This window comes from Polaribacter sp. SA4-10 (genome assembly GCF_002163835.1).
Taxonomy (GTDB): domain Bacteria; phylum Bacteroidota; class Bacteroidia; order Flavobacteriales; family Flavobacteriaceae; genus Polaribacter.
Genome location: NZ_CP019331.1, coordinates 408,593 through 426,372 on the forward strand (window position 1 = coordinate 408,593; position 17,780 = coordinate 426,372).

The following is a 17,780-nucleotide window of genomic DNA, read 5'->3' on the forward strand; positions in this document are numbered from 1 at the left end:
ATACATGAATATTGCCTTTATCACTTCAGAATATCCTCATAAAAAGCTAAAACTAAATGTTGGTGGTATTGGTTCTTTTCTAAGTAATTTTGCAGAACAATTGGTAAGTAGAGGTCATCAAGTTACTGTTTTTTTATACAGTCAAACTGTAGAAGAAATCTTATTAGATAAAGGGGTAGAGATTCATTTAATTAAACAAAAAAAAGTAAGAGCTTTTACTTGGTGGTTTAATAGAAAGTACATTGAAAATTACATAAATAAAGTTGTTTTATCTAAAGGTATTGAAGTTTTAGAAGCTCCAGATTGGACTGGAATTACTGCTTTTATGAAATTTAAATGCCCTTTAATTATTAGACTTCATGGTTCTGACACCTATTTTTGTCATTTAGAAAAAAGAAAACAAAAAAAGAAAAATTACTTTTTTGAAAAGAAAGCAATTTTTGGTGCAAATCATGTTGTTGGTGTAAGCAATTTTGTAGCAAGTAAAACGAAGGAGCTGTTTTGTTATAAAAAACGTATTTCTGTAATATATAATACTATTGATTCTAATATATTTAAACCAAATGTTAGTATAAAAATTAAAGAAAAAACAATTTTATATTTTGGTACTTTAATCAGGAAAAAAGGCGTTTTAGAACTTGCATCAATTTTTAATAAAATAATTGAGAAGATACCTTCAGCAAAACTTATTTTATTAGGTAAAGATGTAATAGATATTAAAGAAAATAAATCAACTTTAACTTTATTTAAAGACAAGTTAACAAACCAAAGTAAAGAAAATGTTGTTTATTTTTCTGAAGTAAGTTATAATGAAGTACAAAATCACATTTCAACTTCAGAAGTTATCGTTTTACCTAGTTTTGCAGAAGCATTTCCTATGACATGGTTAGAAGCAATGTCTATGCAAAAAAAGTTGGTAACATCTAATATTGGTTGGTCTAAAGAACTAATGATTGATGGAAATACCGGTTTTGTAGAAAATCCTAAAAACCATTCCGAATTTGCCGATAAGATTCTTTATTTATTAGAAAATAAAGAAGAAGGAGAAGAATTGGCTAAAAATGCTAGACAAAGAATTATAAATAAATTTGATATAAAAAAATCGATAGAAGAAAATATCAAATTATATATGAGTATACAATGATTGTTTTATATCACGACGGGTTTCAGGCTATTGATTATGAGGATTCAGAAACAAATATAATTTTAAGTTGTTCTGAAACTAATATTCAAAAATGTGTATTCTCATTGTCTAAAGAGTATACAAATACGCTACTTATTTGGTGTCATCATACTTTAAAAGATTTTATTAATAAAAAGAATCTAAGCATTGTATTTCATCATCAATTAATTTTAGCTAGTTATAGTATTAATGGGAACTATATTATCTCTAGAGATATTGGTTTTGTAGATCAACATTGTTTTATAAATGTAAAAAGAGATGTTACATATCCAACATGGTTGATGTCTTCCGATATAGGGGGTATAAATACAAACGTAATAATAAAATCAAAAGAATTAATCTATATAAAACAGTCTTTTGATGAGTTTTTATGTAGTCTAGCAAAATTAAATATGCCTAAAGGACTACTATGTTACTCTGAACCAAAATTGCTTTTAAAGTTACCTATAAATTTGTTGTTAAATAGAGAAAATAATAATTCAACTTTATTTAAATTTGTAAAAAGGCATTATAAAATTCAATGGATTTTTATTTTATTGTTAAATAAAGTTATTTATAATAAACAGTTTTCTTTAGCGGCTTTCCTTAAAAGTTTTTTTGTTAAAAAAATTAATTTTTCTTCGGATTTTACTGATTTAATTTCAAAATCAACTAAACAAACGATTGCAATACAAAACTTTAATGTAGATGTATTAATACCAACACTGGGTAGAAAAGAACATTTGCATCATGTTTTAAAAGATTTATCAAAACAGACAATTTTACCTCAAAAGGTAATTATTATAGAACAAAATAGAGATGAAAACAGTGTTTCTGATTTAGATTATTTAAACAATGATTGGCCATTTGTAATTGATCATACTTTTATACATCAACTAGGAGCCTGTAATGCTAGAAATATGGCATTGTCTAAGGTAACCGGAAATTGGGTTTTTTTTGCTGATGATGATGTAAGGTTTGGTATTGATTTATTAGAAAAAGCTTATGAAGCTGTTGACAAATTAGGATTGTCAAGTTTTACATTTAGTTGTCTGCAGAAAAATGAGGTTGATAAAAATAATTATTTTTATCAATGGAGTGGTTTTGGTACAAATGCTTCTATTGTTGAAAGTAAGTTTATAAATGGATGTAGTTTTAAGTTAGAACATGAATTTGGTTATGGGGAAGACAATGATTTTGGTATGCAATTGAAGAATATAGGATGTGATAATGTGTATTTACCTTCAATTAAAATGCTTCATTTAAAAGCTCCAATAGGAGGTTTTCGTTTTAAGTTTAATCCTGAATGGAGTAATGATGAAATTCAGCCAAAACCTTCACCAACAGTAACGGCTTATAACTTAAAGCATTTAACGTTAGAACAATTAAAAGGTTATAAAATGCTACTTTTTATAAAATTTTATAATAAACAAGCTATTAAGAATCCATTTTTATACATTAAAATATTTAATCAACGTTGGAATGTGAGTTTAGTATGGGCAAAAAAAATGATGAATTATGAAGCTTAGCCTTATTATTTGTACCTATATGCGACCATTAGCGTTGTTAACACTTTTAGAATCTGTGTCTATACAAACATTGTATCCTAATGAAATTTTAATTATTGATGGTTCTAATAATAATGAAACCAAAAAAGTATTAAAGCATAATGTTTTTAAGAACTTAATTTATCATCAAGTAATAGAACAAAATAGAGGATTAACCAAACAACGTAATTTTGGAATAGAACAAATAGATAAAAACACAGAAGTTGTTTGTTTTTTAGATGATGATACCGTTTTAGAACAAGATTATTTTAAGAACCTAGTTGATGTTTTTAAATCAGATGATAACATTACGGGAGTAGGAGGAATAGCAACTAATGAAAATAATTGGATAAAGAATAAAAGAGATTATTATCCTTCTAAAAAATATATTACAATAGACGGTTATCACTTAAAATTAGGACAAAGACATGTTTTAAGAAACTATTTAAGAATAGGAAGTAATGAATTACCAGGGGTGATGCCTGAGTTTTCTAATGGCTTATCTTGCGGGTATCCTTTAACAGGAAAATATTATGAAGTTGATTTATTGATTGGAATGTCTATGTCTTTTAGAAGAAGAATAGTTGATAATATAAAATTTTCAACCTATTTTGAAGGTTATGGTTTGTATGAGGATGCTGATTATTCTTTAAGAGCTCTTAAATATGGTAAAAATGTATTGGCTACTAATGTTTTATTAGCACATCATCATGATGCGGCAGGGAGACCCAATAAATTAAAATATGGTAAAATGGTCACAAGAAACGGTTGGTATGTTTGGAGAGTAAAATATAAAAAACCGACTCTAGTTGCTATAACTAAATGGTATGCTATTGCCCTTGTATTAATTTCATTAAGATTTGTAAATGTATTTACTACCCATAAAAGAAGAGAGGCTTTTACAGAGGCATTAGGAAGGTGTTATGGGGTGTTAAGTTTGATTTTTAATAAACCCAAGATAGAAAAATGATTTTTGGAATTATTACACATGCCATTCACAAAAGTAAAGATGGTAAAATATATGCTTATGAACCCTATGTAAGAGAAATGAATTTGTGGGCAAAAAATGTAGATGAAATTATTGTGTTAGCTCCCATTTCTAAAGATAAATTAACAAGTATAGAAACAGCATATTTACATTCAAAAATTAAGCTGATAGAAATACCCGATTTTAATATTACTTCTGTTAAAAATATAATCAGATCAATTTTAGTAATCCCTAAAATTTGTATACTTATATTTAAAGTAATGAAACAAAGTAACCATATTCATTTACGTTGTCCAGGTAATATTGGTTTATTGGGTTGCTTTGTACAAATACTGTTTCCTTATAAATCTAAAACTGTTAAATATGCTGGAAATTGGGATCATAAAAGCAAACAACCTTTAAGTTATCGAATTCAAAAATGGATTTTATCTAATAGCTTTTTAACAAGAAATTGTAAAGTTTTGGTTTATGGTAAATGGAAAAACCAATCTAAAAATATCATTCCATTTTTTACAGCTTCTTATAAAAAAGGAGAAATTATTGAAATACCAAAGAAAAATTTACACCCAGTAATTAAATTTATATTTGTAGGAACATTTTCAGAAGGAAAACAACCTTTACTGAGTGTTAAAACGATTCAGAATTTACTTTTTAGAGATTATAAAGTTCAATTAGATATGTATGGTGAAGGTGATAAGTTTAATGAAATTAAAAAATACATTATTGATCATAAATTAGAAAATAATATATTCCTTCATGGTAATCAAATAAAAGAAATTGTTAAAAAAGCGTATCAAGAATCAAATTTTTTAATTTTTATTTCTAAATCTGAAGGCTGGCCTAAAGTTGTAGCTGAAGCAATGTTTTGGCGATGTTTACCAATTTCATCCAATGTTTCTTGTGTTGAATATATGTTAGGCAAAGGAGTAAGAGGGACAGTAGTTGAATCAAATGTCTTAGTAGATGATCTTGTATCAATTATTGTTAATTATATAGAGAATGATGCTCTTTATCAAGAACAGATTTTAAATGCCCAGAAATGGTCTCGTAAATATACTTTAGATCGATTTTCTTTAGAAATTAAAAAAATATTAAATGAATAAGCCTGGTGTTATTCAAATAATCGATTCATTAAATACTGGAGGAGCAGAAGTTCTTGCAGTAAATATTGCGAATGGTTTACATGAAAAAGGAATCAACTCTCATTTATGTACAACAAGAAAGGAAGGGCTTTTATTGAGTAATATTGATGAAGGTGTTGGGTATTTATTTTTAAACAAAAAAAAGGTTTTTGATTTAAACGCTATAATTAAATTTAAAAACTATTTAACAAAGAATAATATAAATATAATTCATGCACACTCAACTTCTGTTTTCTTTGCTTTTTTTATTAAAATAATTTCTTCAGGAATTAAAATTATTTGGCATGATCATTATGGGAAAAGTGAAGAATTATATAAAAGAAAAATATTTCCTTTAAATTTTATTTCTTTTTTTTTAAATACAATTATTTCTGTTAACACAAATTTAAAAACTTGGTCTAAAGAAATTTTATATTGTAAGGAAGTATATTTTTTAAATAACTTTCCTACTTTTAATTGTTTAGATAAAATAACAGTATTGAAAGGAAATGAGAATAAAAAAATTGTTCACTTAGCTGCTTTTAGAGATCAAAAAGATCATGAAAATTTAATAAATGGATTTGAATATTTTATTAAAAAGAAGAATGATTGGTCTTTACATTTAGTGGGGAAAATTAATAAAGATAGTTATACTAAAGAAATTTTAGATTTAATTAAAACTAAAGGATTACAAAAGCATATATTTGTTTATGGCGCTTGTTTAGATATTTCAAATATTCTTAGTCAAGCTACTATTGGTGTTTTATCATCAAAATCTGAAGGTTTACCAATAGCATTATTAGAATATGGTTTAGCGAAACTCCCTGTTATCGTTACTAATGTAGGAGAATGTAGTAACGTAGTTGAAAATAATAAGTCTGGAATTGTAGTTAAACCAAATCACTGGTGTGATTTATCTAAAGCAATGGTAGTTTTAGCTAATTCAATAGAAAAAAGAAGAGGGTTTTCTGAATTACTCCATAAGAATGTTGTAAAAAATTATTCAAAAGAAAGTTTTTTAAATCAACTTATAAAAATATATACAATATAGTTTGATAGAAAAAATACTACATAATAAATTAACAGTTATACTTATACATATTGCATTTGGTTTCTTAGGTACGTTTCCTTTATTTCCTAAAATATATGGATTATTATCATTAACGATTCCTCTTTTTTTTATTTTTTCTTCAAAAAATGAAAATGAAGAAGCTTTTTTATTTGCTGCTTATTTGGCAGGAGGAGAAGTATTTATTAGAATGATAGGTGGTTCTGTGTTATATGAAACGGGTAAATATGGTGTAATTTTATTCTTACTTTTAGGTATTTTTGTAGGAAGGTTTAAACAGGTGTTTTCTATACAATACCTATTTTACATTTTACTTTTATTACTTGGAATTGTTTTTACTCAAGTTCCTGAAGGTGAGTCTATACGAAATAATATTTTATTTAACTTAAGCGGACCTATTGTTTTAGGTATTTCTGCTTTATATTTTTATCAAAGACCAATTGATAAAAAAAAGTTATTAGACGGTCTTTTCTTTATGGTTCTTCCGTTGTTTTCAATGATAACTTATTTGTATTTTAGAACTCCGGATTTAAAAGAAATTACTTTTGGAGGTGAAGCAAATTTTTTAACTTCAGGAGGTTTTGGACCTAATCAAGTTGCCACAGCAATAGGTTTAGGAATGTTTATTTTAACAGTATTTATTCTTTCAAAAGAAAAATTGTCTGGGTATTTATTTTTAGACGCCATATTTCTGATATATTTCACTTACAGAGGTTTATTAACTTTTTCTAGAGGAGGTATCATTACAGCTGCAATTACCTTAATTTTATTTTCGTTCTTTTTCTTACTTTATAAAAAAGTATCTATTCAAGTTCTTTTTAAATATATTGTTATATCTGGATTTTTCATTTTTTCAATTTGGATATATACTTCAGGAATAACTGGAGGAATGCTGAATAATAGATATACAGGTAAAAATGTGAGAGGTGTTCAAAAAGATATAACAACAGGAAGAGTAGATATTTTAGAAGTACAGGCAATTAATTTTTTAGATAGCCCTTTAGGAATTGGTGTAGGAAATGGAAAATATGAAAGACTTAAAAAAGAAAGTAATATAACAGGGGCATCTCATAATGAAGTTGGTAGATTATTGGAAGAACATGGTTATATTGGGTTATTATTACTTTTATTATTAATTTTTGTTCCATTTTTTAATTTTTTCAGGGGTAATTACTACCAAAAAGCATTTATTATTTCTTTTTATATCTTTTGGTTTTTAACGATTAATCATTCTGCAATGAGAATTGCATTACCTGGGTTTATATATGGTTTGAGTTTAATTATTATTACTAAAATAGATGAATAGAAAAATTCTGTATATTGGTAATAATCTAACCAAAAAAACTAAGTATAATTCAACAATGGCTGTATTATCTAAGTTATTAGAAAGTGAAGGTTATTCAATAATTCTTTCTTCAGATAAAACAAATAAGGTCTTGAGGTTGTTAGACATGTGCTTTACTACGTTTTTAAAAAGAAATTCAGTAGATTATATATTAATTGATACTTTTAGTACTATCAACTTTTATTATGCTTTAATAGTTTCTCAAATTGCAAGAATATTTAAAGTAAAATACATTCCAATTTTACACGGAGGAAGCTTACCAGAAAGGATTGCTAAAAACATATTTCTATCAAAATTAATTTTTAATTATTCATATAAAAATATAGCACCTTCTTTTTATTTGAAAAATGAATTTGAGAAAAAAGGTTTTGAAACTCAATTTATACCTAATATTTTAGAAATTGATGATTATAAGTTTAAAACAAGAAAAACGATTAAACCAAGATTATTTTGGGTAAGGGCTTTTAAAGAAATTTATAATCCAACACTTGCTATTGAAGTTTTAAATAAATTAAAGAAAGAATATTCTACAGCAAGTCTCTGTATGGTTGGTCCATTTGTAGACGATTCATACAAAAAGTCTTTAGAATTATTTAAAACATTAGGTTTGGAAGATTCTATAGAACTTACAAATGTCCTTTTGAAAGAAGAATGGCATGAGAAATCTAAAGATTATGATATTTTTATTAATACTACAAATTTTGATAATACACCAGTAAGTGTAATGGAAGCAATGGCTTTAGGACTTCCTATTGTAAGTACAAATGTTGGAGGACTTCCTTTTTTAGTTGAAAATAAAATAGATGGTTTATTAGTTGATAAAGAAAATGTAGACGAAATGACTAATGCTATTAAAGCTATTTTAAATAATAAATATCCAAATTTGGCTTTTAATGCAAGACAAAAAGTTGAAGGGTTTAGTTGGGGAAATAATAAAGAAAAATGGTTAGAAATTCTTAAATAATGTTTCATAAACTAATTTACCTTATTGGTCAAAAATATAGAAATCCATCACTTGGTAAGATTTATAAGTTTTTAAAAATTTCTGAGAATTGGTCTTTAAATAGACTAGAAGATTATCAACTTAAAAAATTAAAAGAAATTTTAAAAACAGCAAATAGTAATTCACCTTTTTATAAAAAAAAGTTTACTGAATTAAATATTGATATCAATACTATTAAAAAATTAAGTGATATAAAATTAATTCCTATTCTTACAAAAGAAGAATTAATTACAAATTCTACAGGAATTCATACAAAAATTCAGCATAAAAAAAAATTTTCAGCAACAACTTCAGGTACTTCAGGTCAATCTTTAAAATTCTTTAGAGAAGAAAGTGCAGATTCTTTTAATAGAGCAGCGATTCAAAGAGGTTATTCTTGGTATACTATTAATCCTTGGGATAGAAATGGATATTTTTGGGGGTTTGATTTTTCATTTATTTCTAAAATAAAAAACAACTTTTTAGACAGCTTACAAAATAGATTTAGAATTTTTAGTTTTGAAGAGAAGTCGTTAAAAAGGTTTATTAAGAAAACCCAGAAAGCTAAATACATTCATGGATATTCTTCTATGATTTATCAAGCAGCAGTAGTATTAAATAAACTTGACTTACCGAAACCTAAAAACATTAAAATGGTAAAAGGTACTTCAGAAAAAATATTTGATAGTTATCAAAATGAAATAAAAAAAGCTTTTGGCGTTAAAATAGTTGGTGAATATGGTGCAACTGAATCTGGAATTATAGCTTTTGAATGTAAAGAAGGAAATATGCATATAAATATGGAAGGTGTTTTGGTTGAAGAAATTGATAATGAAATTTTAGTTACCAATCTTCAAATGACATCATTTCCAATAATTCGTTATAAACTAGGTGATTATGTTTCATTAGCGCCAAGAAATAAAAAGTGTTTATGTGGTAAAGCGCATTTAATTATTGATGAAGTTACAGGTAGAGTAGGTGAGCGGGTTTATGGTTTTAAAAATATGTATCCGAGTTTATATTTTTATTATATTTTTAAAAATTTATCAAAAAATGAAAAACTATATTTAAATTATCAAGTTGTTCAAGATGAAAAAGGTATTTTAATTTTTTTAATAGAACAAGAACTAGCGCCTAATAATGAAGAAAAATTAAAAAGTGAAATTGATAATTATTTTAATCTTGATGTAAGTTATACAATAAAACCAAATTCTAAATTAATTACATCAAAAGGGAAGTTGAAAAACTTTATATCTACTATAAATGAATAATCTAGTTTCAATAATTACACCAAGTTATAATTCATCAGAATTTATATCATTAACAATTTTCAGTGTTAAAGCACAAACATATCAAAATTGGGAAATGATAATTGTTGATGATCTTTCTACGGATAATAGTGTGGAAATTATTCAATCATTTATGGATAATGATAAGCGTATTAAGCTTCATAAACTTTCTGTAAATTCAGGAGCAGGTATTGCTAGAAATAAAGCGATAGATTTAGCAAAAGGTGATTTTATTGCTTTTTTAGATAGTGACGATTTATGGTTCCCAAATAAATTAGAACTTCAAATTAAATTTATGATTGATAACAATTATAATTTAACACATACTTCTTATAAAGTTATTAATGAACGAGGTGAAGATTTAAAAAAGACTATTTTTTGTGAATCTAAATTAGATTATCATCAAATGTTATCTTCAAATAAAATAGGATGTTTAACGGCAATTTATAATACAGCTATTTTAGGTAAGATTTATATGCCTGAAATAAGAAAAAGACAAGATTATGCTTTATGGCTTAAAATTTTAAAAATTGAAAGCTTTGCTTATGGGTTTCCAGATGCTTTAGCTAGTTATAGAGATAGAAGTAATTCGATATCTAATAATAAAATAGAAATGTTAAAATGGAATTGGAGTTTATATAAAGAAATTGAAAAATTATCTTATTTTAGGGCTACCTATTACACTGTCTGTAATATTATAAATAAATTGCTAAAATAATAATGTCAAAATCATATTACAACTTATCTGAAAGAAAAATTCTATTAAGAATAGTTGATGTTCTTATGTTGACAACGTCATTGTTTTTAGCTTCAAATTTTCTAAATTTTAATTATATAAGTTTTAATAATCAGTTTATCTCTTATTGGCTATTTCTACTTTATTTTTATTATTTAATCTTTGGTGAAATATTTCAATCATATAATTTAAATGTATCTAATAATAGGTATTTGGTCGTTAGAAGTATTATTCTAACAGCATTTTCAACAACTATATTTTATATTTTCACCCCATTTATATCGCCGATATTACCTACAAATAGGTTACAAATAATTTATTTTTTTCTACTACTTTCTTTGCCAATAATAATTTGGAGATTTATTTATATGTGGCTTATTTTTTCTCCAAAGTATTTTAAAAATGTTGTATTTATAGGTAGTTCAGAAAGAATAAAAAAAATAATTCATAAAATAAATAAAGATAATTATCATAATATAATAGCCTATATTTCAGATAAAGAAATAAATGGTATAACAGGTTTTAATGATATTTTAACTACAAAATTATCTTCTATTATTACTCCTAGTTATATTACAGAAGTTGTTGTTTCTAAAAGTGAATTATCATTAAGTACTATTAATTCTTTGAATAAAGAACTTATTTTATTGTTTAAACAAGGAGTTAATATTATTAGTTATGAAAATTTTTATGAAGAAGTAACATCTAGAGTACCAAAGGAATATTTAAGTCATAATTTTTACAAATATTTAAATTTCAGTAAAAGTAATAGTAGTAGGTTTTATCTTTTTGGTTTACGGTTTATTGATATCGTTGTTTCTCTTTTGGGGGTTTTAGTACTTATCGTTTTAATTCCATTTTTATTCATTGGAAATTTATTTGCTAACCGTGGTTCATTGTTTTATAATCAAGAAAGAGTGGGTAAAAATGGTAAAATTTTTAAGATTTATAAACTTAGATCCATGATAACTAATGCTGAAGTTAACGGTGCTATTTGGGCAAAAAAAAATGATACTAGAATTACATCTTTTGGTAAGTTTTTAAGAAATACCAGGTTAGATGAAACACCTCAATTTTTTAATATTTTAAAAGGTGAAATGAGTATTATAGGACCAAGACCAGAGAGACCCGAATTTGTAAAAGATTTAGAAGAAAAAATTCCATTTTATGCTATTAGAAACGTTATTAGACCTGGTTTAACAGGATGGGCTCAAGTTAATTACCCTTATGCAAATACAATTGAAGAGCAGGAAATTAAATTGCGATATGATTTGTATTATATAAAAGAAAGGAGTGCTTTTTTAGATTTCAAAATCTTAATAAAAACAATAACTACAGTCTTGTTATATAGAGGTCAGTAATCTATCTTTTTGACAAAAATAAATACCTTGTAAAGAGTAAAAATAATAATGGAATTATTGCTATTGGAAATTGTTGAACTTTAGTAAACCAAATAATTGGTATAATTATTATTAAAACAGATAGTACTTGAAAGTACTTTTTAATCCATTTGTACTTACTATCTTTAAGTAGTACAAAAGCAATAATTAAATTTGGTGCAAATGCCCATAAAAAATTATAATTATTTGGAGCTGTAGAGTGGGTTGAAAAAAACCATAAGAAAATAACAACACTCCCTATTAAGCCAGTAATAAAAAATAGTGCAAAATCTAACCATTTAGTTCTTTTACCTTTTTTAAAATCGTTATAAGTAATAAATAAACCTATAACAGCAAAAAGACTAAACATTAAAAAAGGATTAAATAACCTAATTTTCGGCTTATTTTCTTTATAATCTAAGAGTATATCTTCTCTTTTAATTAATTTTTTTGGTTGATTTTTTACAAATAATGAGGCTTCTTTAAACCCCAAATACACATAATCTGGCAAGTACATATATTCTAATGAAGTCGCTTTTTTATCTAGTTTAGTACCTGCAATTAAATTTATTCCAAAGCTTCCCCATGTATTCCAATAAATTTCTTTATCCATTAACGCTCTAAGAGTTAAGTTTTTTTCTAAAGAATCATTTTTAAAAACAACTTTATCGCCTAATATTAAAGAAGTAATATCTCGTAATTTTGTTGCGCAATTATCATAATATGGGTCATATAAATAATTAGCGTTTTGTGGGTTTGCATTATTTTCTAAAAACGTAAAATATTTTTGTTTTTCTTCTTGAGTTAAATCTAAAACTTGTTGTTTTAACCAGCGTTTATCTCTGTTGTAGCTTGCTATAAAATATTTGAAATCATAACGTGCTAAACTATATATTAGTTTCCCTTTTGCAAAATTTGTGTAAAAATTTGGAGCATTAAAATCAAACATTCCATAATTATAAATTAAATCTAAGTTTAAAACAGGATCTTTAATTCTAATTGCAGAATGACCAAAGGCTTCATACAATTCTGTTCCAGGACCAGCAGTAACAATGCTTACTTCAGAGTAAACAGAAAGTTGAAGCTGGGCTTTAATTGGGGTAATAAAAGAAATTAGAAAGAGTAAAAGAAGGTATTTTTTTATCATAAATACTAGGGTCTAAAAAAACTATAATCAAAAGTTATTGAAAAAATATTTGAATATAAAGCGTTACCAACACTACCAATATTTGTTAATGCGTAATCTACTTGAATACCATTATAATTAAAACCTACACCAAAATTTGGTTGTAATGAAAGAGATTTTGTATTATCAAACTGAGTTATATGCTGAAAATTACCAACACCAGCTCTTAGGTAAACAATCTCATCAAAATCTAATTGAAAACCAGCAGCTGGATCAATACTAACAGCATCCGAAGAAAAAATATCATTTGTTTTTGCAAATCGCATATTTAAATCTACTTCAGTTAATAGATTAAAAAAACGTCCTATTCGCCAATTTCTAGCAACTCCTATTTGTAATTTTGGTTTTGTAATTTCTGTTGTTTCTGGTAATTCTTGATTTTGTCCAGGAATAGCATCTTTAATTTTATTGAATTCATCTTCATTAATTGCCCAACTATTAAATGTTGTTGTAATGTCTCTTGCCATTAATCCAAATTTCCAATCATTTCTATCAAACTGAATTCCAACATCAAAACCAAAACCCCAAGAAGAAGCAAAATCTCCAATAATTCTTCTTACAATTTTTGCGTTTACTCCGAATTTTAAATCTTTAAAAATTAAATTTTTAGCATAGGCAACGTTAAAAGCATAATCAACAGATGAAAAAAGACTAATTCTATTAAAATCGATATTTCCTTGACTATCTATTAGCTCAGTTGTATTTAAGATATCATCAACCCCAAAACGTATAATTGAGATTCCAAGAGCACTTTCTGCATCAATAGGCATGGCAAAAGCAGCATGATTATAGTTTGCAATACCAGCAAAATAAGAAGCATGCATTAGTGAACCTTGGTAGTCTTTTATACCAATTAATCCTGCAGGGTTCCAGTAAATCGAATTTACTCCTTTACTTGTAGCAACAACAGATTTACTCATTCCTAAAGCTGCTGCATCTACGCCAATTGTTAAAAATTCATTTGAATAACTTCTAAATGCTTGGGCATTTAAAAGAATTGGAGAGATGAATAAAAAAAGTAAAATTTTATATTTCAAAAGGTGTAAAATTATTAATAACAAATATCTAAAAACATACTAAAATAACTGTTGTTTTCTTAAGATATTGTTTATAAAATATCAATCTGAATATTTTCTTTAATAAAACGTGAAATTCTGTTTTCTAGCCAAGTATTTTCTAAGGGTTTAAATGATGACATAAAACCAACATGACCACCATAATTAGGCATTTCTAGATGAAAGAATTTAGACTCTTTTGCTTCTTCAATTGGGTAACATTCTTCTGCTAAAAAGGTATCATCTTTTGCGTTAATTAAAAGTGTTGGTCTATCAATACTTAAAAGATAAGGTTTAGAGCTAGCTTTTTCCCAATAATCTTCTGGACTTTTAAAACCAAAAACAGGTGCAGTATATAAATATTCTAGGTGTTTAAATTTAGTAGCTTTAAATAATTGATCTTTATCTAAATTATATTCAGGAAATTTATGAGACTTCTCTAAAATTTTGTTTTTTAGAGTTTTAAAAAACATTTCTATATATAATTTATTTTTCAATTTGTCCATTTCTTTTTCCGAAGAAGCAATATCTACAGGAACTGAAATTGAAATTCCACCTTTTATTTTTGAAGACAAACGATCCTTATACTCACCTAAATATTTCAGTGTTAAATTTCCACCTAAACTAAATCCGATTATAATAATATTTTCATAGTCATAATTTTCTAATAAGTGGTTTATTACAAAACTAACATCTTCAGTTTTTCCACTATGATAAGTAGAAAGCAATAAATTATCTTCTCCACTACAACTTCTTAAATTAAAACACACGGTGTCTAATCCTTTAGAATTTAAGTGGTTGCATGTAGAGGTCATGTACTTAGATGCTGAGCTTCCTTCTAAACCATGAATTAATATGGCTAATGTTTTAGAACCGATTAAAGAGAAATCTAAATCTAAAAAATCATGATCCCAAGTTGTAATTCTTTTTCTCTGATAATTTGTAGTATCTTTCATAAAAAGTGGTCTGTACATTGTGTTAAAGTGACCATTTTTGAAAGGTAAAGTAGGAGAGAAATCTGAGTTAAATAAAGGCATATAAATATCTTATTGATACAAATATGATAAAAATTTAATGATTTAGAAAATTCATAAACATTGATTCCTTATTTTAGCTTTTTAATTAACTAATAAAATGAATATCAAAAAACACATTCCTAATTTATTAACGCTAGGAAACCTTTTAAGCGGAACAATTGCAACTATTTTTGCTGTAGAAGGAGATTTTGTTTTTGCAGGACTTTTTGTGGTTTTAGGTATAATTTTTGATTTTTTAGATGGATTTGTTGCACGAATATTAAAAGTTTCTGGAGAACTAGGAAAACAATTAGATTCTTTAGCAGATATGGTAACAAGTGGTGTTGTTCCAGGAATTATAATGTTTCAATTGTTAAAAAATAGAACGGAAGAAATTGGTGATTTTTCTAGTGATTTGAACTTACAACACTATCTACCATATTTGGGTTTACTATTAACTTTAGCAGCTTGTTACAGATTGGCAAAATTTAATATTGATACAAGGCAATCGGATTCTTTTATTGGTTTACCAACACCTGCAATGAGTTTGTTTGTTATTTCTTTGCCTTTAATTGTGGCGTACTCTAACTATTCTATAATTACAGATCTGGTACAGAATAATTATTTTTTAATTACTGTAACACTTATTCTAACTTATTTAATGAATGCGGAATTGCCTTTATTTTCTTTAAAATTTAAGGACTATAGTTTTAAAAACAACGTAATGAAATACTTTTTTTTAATAACAGCTATCGTTTTAATTATTATATTAAAATACATTTCAATTCCGTTAATAATTGTGTTTTATGTATTGCTATCAGTAATAAGTAATTATCAAGTTAAAAGAAAATTATGATTGAAGGACCAATTCCTGATAATGAAAATGAAAGAATTGAAGCTTTAAAACGATATCAGGTTTTAGATACTATATCAGAAAAAGAGTATGATGATATTACAAGAATAGCATCAGAAATTTGTGAAACTCCAATTGCTTTAGTTTCTTTAGTAGATACTAAAAGACAATGGTTTAAATCGCATCATGGATTAGATGCAACAGAAACGCCAAGAAATGTAGCATTCTGTGCTCATGCAATTAACACTCCAGATGAGTTATTTATTATTCCTGATACGAGTAAAGATGAACGTTTTAAGGATAATCCACTCTCAACAGGGAACCCAAATGTGATTTTTTATGCGGGTGCTCCTTTAAATACAAAAGAGGGTTTTTCTTTAGGAACTTTATGTGTTATAGATAATAAGCCAAGAACATTAACAGACGGTCAGAAAGAATCACTTAAATCGCTTTCAAGTCTAGTCATTAGTCAGTTTGAAACAAGACTAAGAAACAGGCAATTGTCTGAAGCAAATAATGAAAATTTAAGATTAAATAAGCAGCTAAGTGAATTTGCTTATAGGTTAACACATGACATCAAATCGGCAATAAGTGGCATAAAATTTCTTTCTGAAATAATAGTGGAAGATTATTCAGATAAATTAGATAATGAAGGAAAAACTTCACTTAATTTAATTTCTTCTAACAGTACTTATTTGTATTCTCTAGTTGAAGGAATATTGAATTTCACTACAGCTACAAATAAAGAAATAGTTTACGAAAACTTTAATCTAAAAGTAGTATTAGAAAATATTAAACATTTAAATAATTGGGAGAATAAATATGTAATTAATTATATTGATTGTGATATTTCTATAAAACAATCAAAAATAGGTTTTATTCAAATTTTTCAAAACTTGCTATCTAATAGCATAAAGTTTGTAGAAGTTGGTGAATCAATTATCTCTATTTCTTTAGAAATTGAATCTGATTTTTATAAAATATCTTATAAAAATAATAGCCCAGTAATAGAGGATAAATATCATAAAAAAGTATTTGAACTTTTTGAAACACTAGACAAGAAAAAAGGTGTAGGAATTGGTTTGTCTACTATAGGTTCAATTATAGAAAGACTAGGAGGAAGTATTAAAATAGTAAATTTAAAAGACGAAAATTTAGGAGTAGAATTTTGTATAAAAGTTCCTATAATTAAAGATTAAAAATATTTTTTCTTTTTTAGCTCAAAATCTTTACCTAAGTATACCTTTCTAACCATTTCATCTGCAGCTAATTCTTCTGGAGTTCCTTCTTTTAAGATACTTCCATTATACATTAAATAGGTTTTATCTGTAATAGCTAAAGTAGCTTGTACATCATGATCTGTAATTAAAATACCAATATTTCTGTCTTTTAAATGGGCTACAATACTTTGTATATCTTCAACAGCAATAGGATCTACACCTGCAAAAGGTTCATCTAATAAAATAAATTTTGGATCAGAAGCTAAACAACGTGCAATTTCTGTTCTTCTTCTTTCTCCACCAGATAATAAATCTCCTCTATTTTTACGAACATGACCTATATTAAACTCTTCAATTAAAGATTCTAGTTTAACCTTCTGTTCTTTTTTTGATAAATCTGTGAATTGTAAAACAGACATAATGTTTTCTTCTACAGATAGTTTTCTAAAAACAGATGCTTCTTGAGCCAAATAACCAATTCCTTTTTGCGCACGCTTGTACATGGCATCATCAGTAATTTCTTCTTCATTTAAGAAGATTTTACCAGCATTTGGTTTAATCATACCAACAATCATATAGAAAGATGTAGTTTTTCCAGCTCCATTTGGACCTAAAAGTCCAATAATTTCACCTTGCTTAACTTCCAAAGAAATGCCTTGTACAACTTTTCTGCTTCCATATATTTTTTGAATATTTTCTGCTCTTAATATCATTTATTACGTGTAACTGTTAAAATGGGTAATTGTTTATTTGTAATAGTCTAAAAGGGTAAAAGTAAAAATTTAAAATAGGTTACTTCTTAATTTGTTAACAAACTTGCTCATAATTATAT

Annotated in this window: 16 protein-coding genes; 12 read left to right on the plus strand and 4 right to left on the minus strand. The window is 26.2% G+C overall.

Annotation, left to right across the window (positions count from 1 at the left end; translation table 11 throughout):
- Nucleotides 1-4 precede the first annotated feature (4 nt).
- The 10 genes from BTO04_RS01835 to BTO04_RS01880 all read left to right on the plus strand — a co-directional run bounded on the left by BTO04_RS01835 (nucleotide 5) and on the right by BTO04_RS01880 (nucleotide 11,600).
- On the plus strand, nucleotides 5-1,144 hold the full coding sequence (locus BTO04_RS01835) for a glycosyltransferase family 4 protein (protein ID WP_087562872.1): 1,140 nt from the start codon (nucleotides 5-7) through the stop codon (nucleotides 1,142-1,144).
- Entirely contained in the window at nucleotides 1,141-2,691 is a 1,551-nt protein-coding gene (locus BTO04_RS01840; protein ID WP_087562873.1) for a glycosyltransferase family 2 protein, read from the plus strand. Before BTO04_RS01835 ends, BTO04_RS01840 begins: the two co-directional genes overlap by 4 nt.
- Complete coding sequence (locus BTO04_RS01845; RefSeq protein ID WP_087562874.1) at nucleotides 2,681-3,679, plus strand: glycosyltransferase family 2 protein; 999 nt, start codon at nucleotides 2,681-2,683, stop codon at nucleotides 3,677-3,679. Before BTO04_RS01840 ends, BTO04_RS01845 begins: the two co-directional genes overlap by 11 nt.
- Complete coding sequence (locus tag BTO04_RS01850; RefSeq protein WP_087562875.1) at nucleotides 3,676-4,800, plus strand: glycosyltransferase; 1,125 nt, start codon at nucleotides 3,676-3,678, stop codon at nucleotides 4,798-4,800. The genes BTO04_RS01845 and BTO04_RS01850 overlap by 4 nt, the downstream gene beginning before the upstream one ends.
- Nucleotides 4,793-5,869, plus strand: a complete 1,077-nt coding sequence (locus BTO04_RS01855) for a glycosyltransferase (protein ID WP_087562876.1) — start codon at nucleotides 4,793-4,795, stop codon at nucleotides 5,867-5,869. Before BTO04_RS01850 ends, BTO04_RS01855 begins: the two co-directional genes overlap by 8 nt.
- A gap of 1 nt (nucleotide 5,870) precedes the next feature.
- A complete protein-coding gene (locus tag BTO04_RS01860; RefSeq protein ID WP_087562877.1) occupies nucleotides 5,871-7,193 on the plus strand; it encodes an O-antigen ligase family protein in 1,323 nt (440 codons plus the stop codon).
- Complete coding sequence (locus BTO04_RS01865; RefSeq protein ID WP_087562878.1) at nucleotides 7,186-8,196, plus strand: glycosyltransferase family 4 protein; 1,011 nt, start codon at nucleotides 7,186-7,188, stop codon at nucleotides 8,194-8,196. The genes BTO04_RS01860 and BTO04_RS01865 overlap by 8 nt, the downstream gene beginning before the upstream one ends.
- Nucleotides 8,196-9,485 carry a phenylacetate--CoA ligase family protein gene (locus BTO04_RS01870; protein WP_198342093.1) on the plus strand — a complete coding sequence of 430 codons (1,290 nt, stop codon included), beginning with the start codon at nucleotides 8,196-8,198 and terminating at the stop codon, nucleotides 9,483-9,485. Before BTO04_RS01865 ends, BTO04_RS01870 begins: the two co-directional genes overlap by 1 nt.
- Nucleotides 9,478-10,221 (plus strand): glycosyltransferase family 2 protein, encoded by a 744-nt coding sequence (locus BTO04_RS01875; protein ID WP_087562879.1) that lies wholly within the window; start codon nucleotides 9,478-9,480, stop codon nucleotides 10,219-10,221. Before BTO04_RS01870 ends, BTO04_RS01875 begins: the two co-directional genes overlap by 8 nt.
- 65 nt (nucleotides 10,222-10,286) lie before the next feature.
- On the plus strand, nucleotides 10,287-11,600 hold the full coding sequence (locus BTO04_RS01880) for an exopolysaccharide biosynthesis polyprenyl glycosylphosphotransferase (RefSeq protein WP_232455972.1): 1,314 nt from the start codon (nucleotides 10,287-10,289) through the stop codon (nucleotides 11,598-11,600).
- A 1-nt stretch (nucleotide 11,601) separates the two neighbouring features.
- Here BTO04_RS01880 and BTO04_RS01885 read toward each other — a convergent pair whose 3' ends face one another.
- From BTO04_RS01885 to BTO04_RS01895, 3 genes are all read right to left on the minus strand, one after another.
- Complete coding sequence (locus tag BTO04_RS01885) at nucleotides 11,602-12,765, minus strand: DUF4105 domain-containing protein (RefSeq protein ID WP_087562881.1); 1,164 nt, start codon at nucleotides 12,763-12,765, stop codon at nucleotides 11,602-11,604.
- 5 nt (nucleotides 12,766-12,770) lie between these two features.
- Nucleotides 12,771-13,841: a PorV/PorQ family protein gene (locus BTO04_RS01890; RefSeq protein ID WP_198342094.1), complete on the minus strand. Its 1,071-nt coding sequence runs from the start codon at nucleotides 13,839-13,841 to the stop codon at nucleotides 12,771-12,773.
- 71 nt (nucleotides 13,842-13,912) lie between these two features.
- Nucleotides 13,913-14,896, minus strand: coding sequence for a YheT family hydrolase (locus BTO04_RS01895; protein WP_087562883.1), 984 nt, complete (start codon nucleotides 14,894-14,896; stop codon nucleotides 13,913-13,915).
- A 97-nt stretch (nucleotides 14,897-14,993) separates the two neighbouring features.
- Between BTO04_RS01895 and BTO04_RS01900 the strand changes: the two genes are divergently transcribed.
- Together BTO04_RS01900 and BTO04_RS01905 are read left to right on the plus strand one after the other, a co-directional pair.
- Nucleotides 14,994-15,731, plus strand: a complete 738-nt coding sequence (locus tag BTO04_RS01900) for a phosphatidylcholine/phosphatidylserine synthase (protein WP_087562884.1) — start codon at nucleotides 14,994-14,996, stop codon at nucleotides 15,729-15,731.
- Nucleotides 15,728-16,927, plus strand: a complete 1,200-nt coding sequence (locus BTO04_RS01905; RefSeq protein WP_087562885.1) for an ATP-binding protein — start codon at nucleotides 15,728-15,730, stop codon at nucleotides 16,925-16,927. Before BTO04_RS01900 ends, BTO04_RS01905 begins: the two co-directional genes overlap by 4 nt.
- Here the strand turns inward: BTO04_RS01905 and lptB are convergent.
- The gene (lptB, locus tag BTO04_RS01910; protein WP_087562886.1) at nucleotides 16,924-17,661 is read right to left on the minus strand and encodes an LPS export ABC transporter ATP-binding protein; all 738 of its coding nucleotides are present in this window, start codon (nucleotides 17,659-17,661) and stop codon (nucleotides 16,924-16,926) included. The genes BTO04_RS01905 and lptB overlap by 4 nt on opposite strands.
- Nucleotides 17,662-17,780 lie beyond the last annotated feature (119 nt).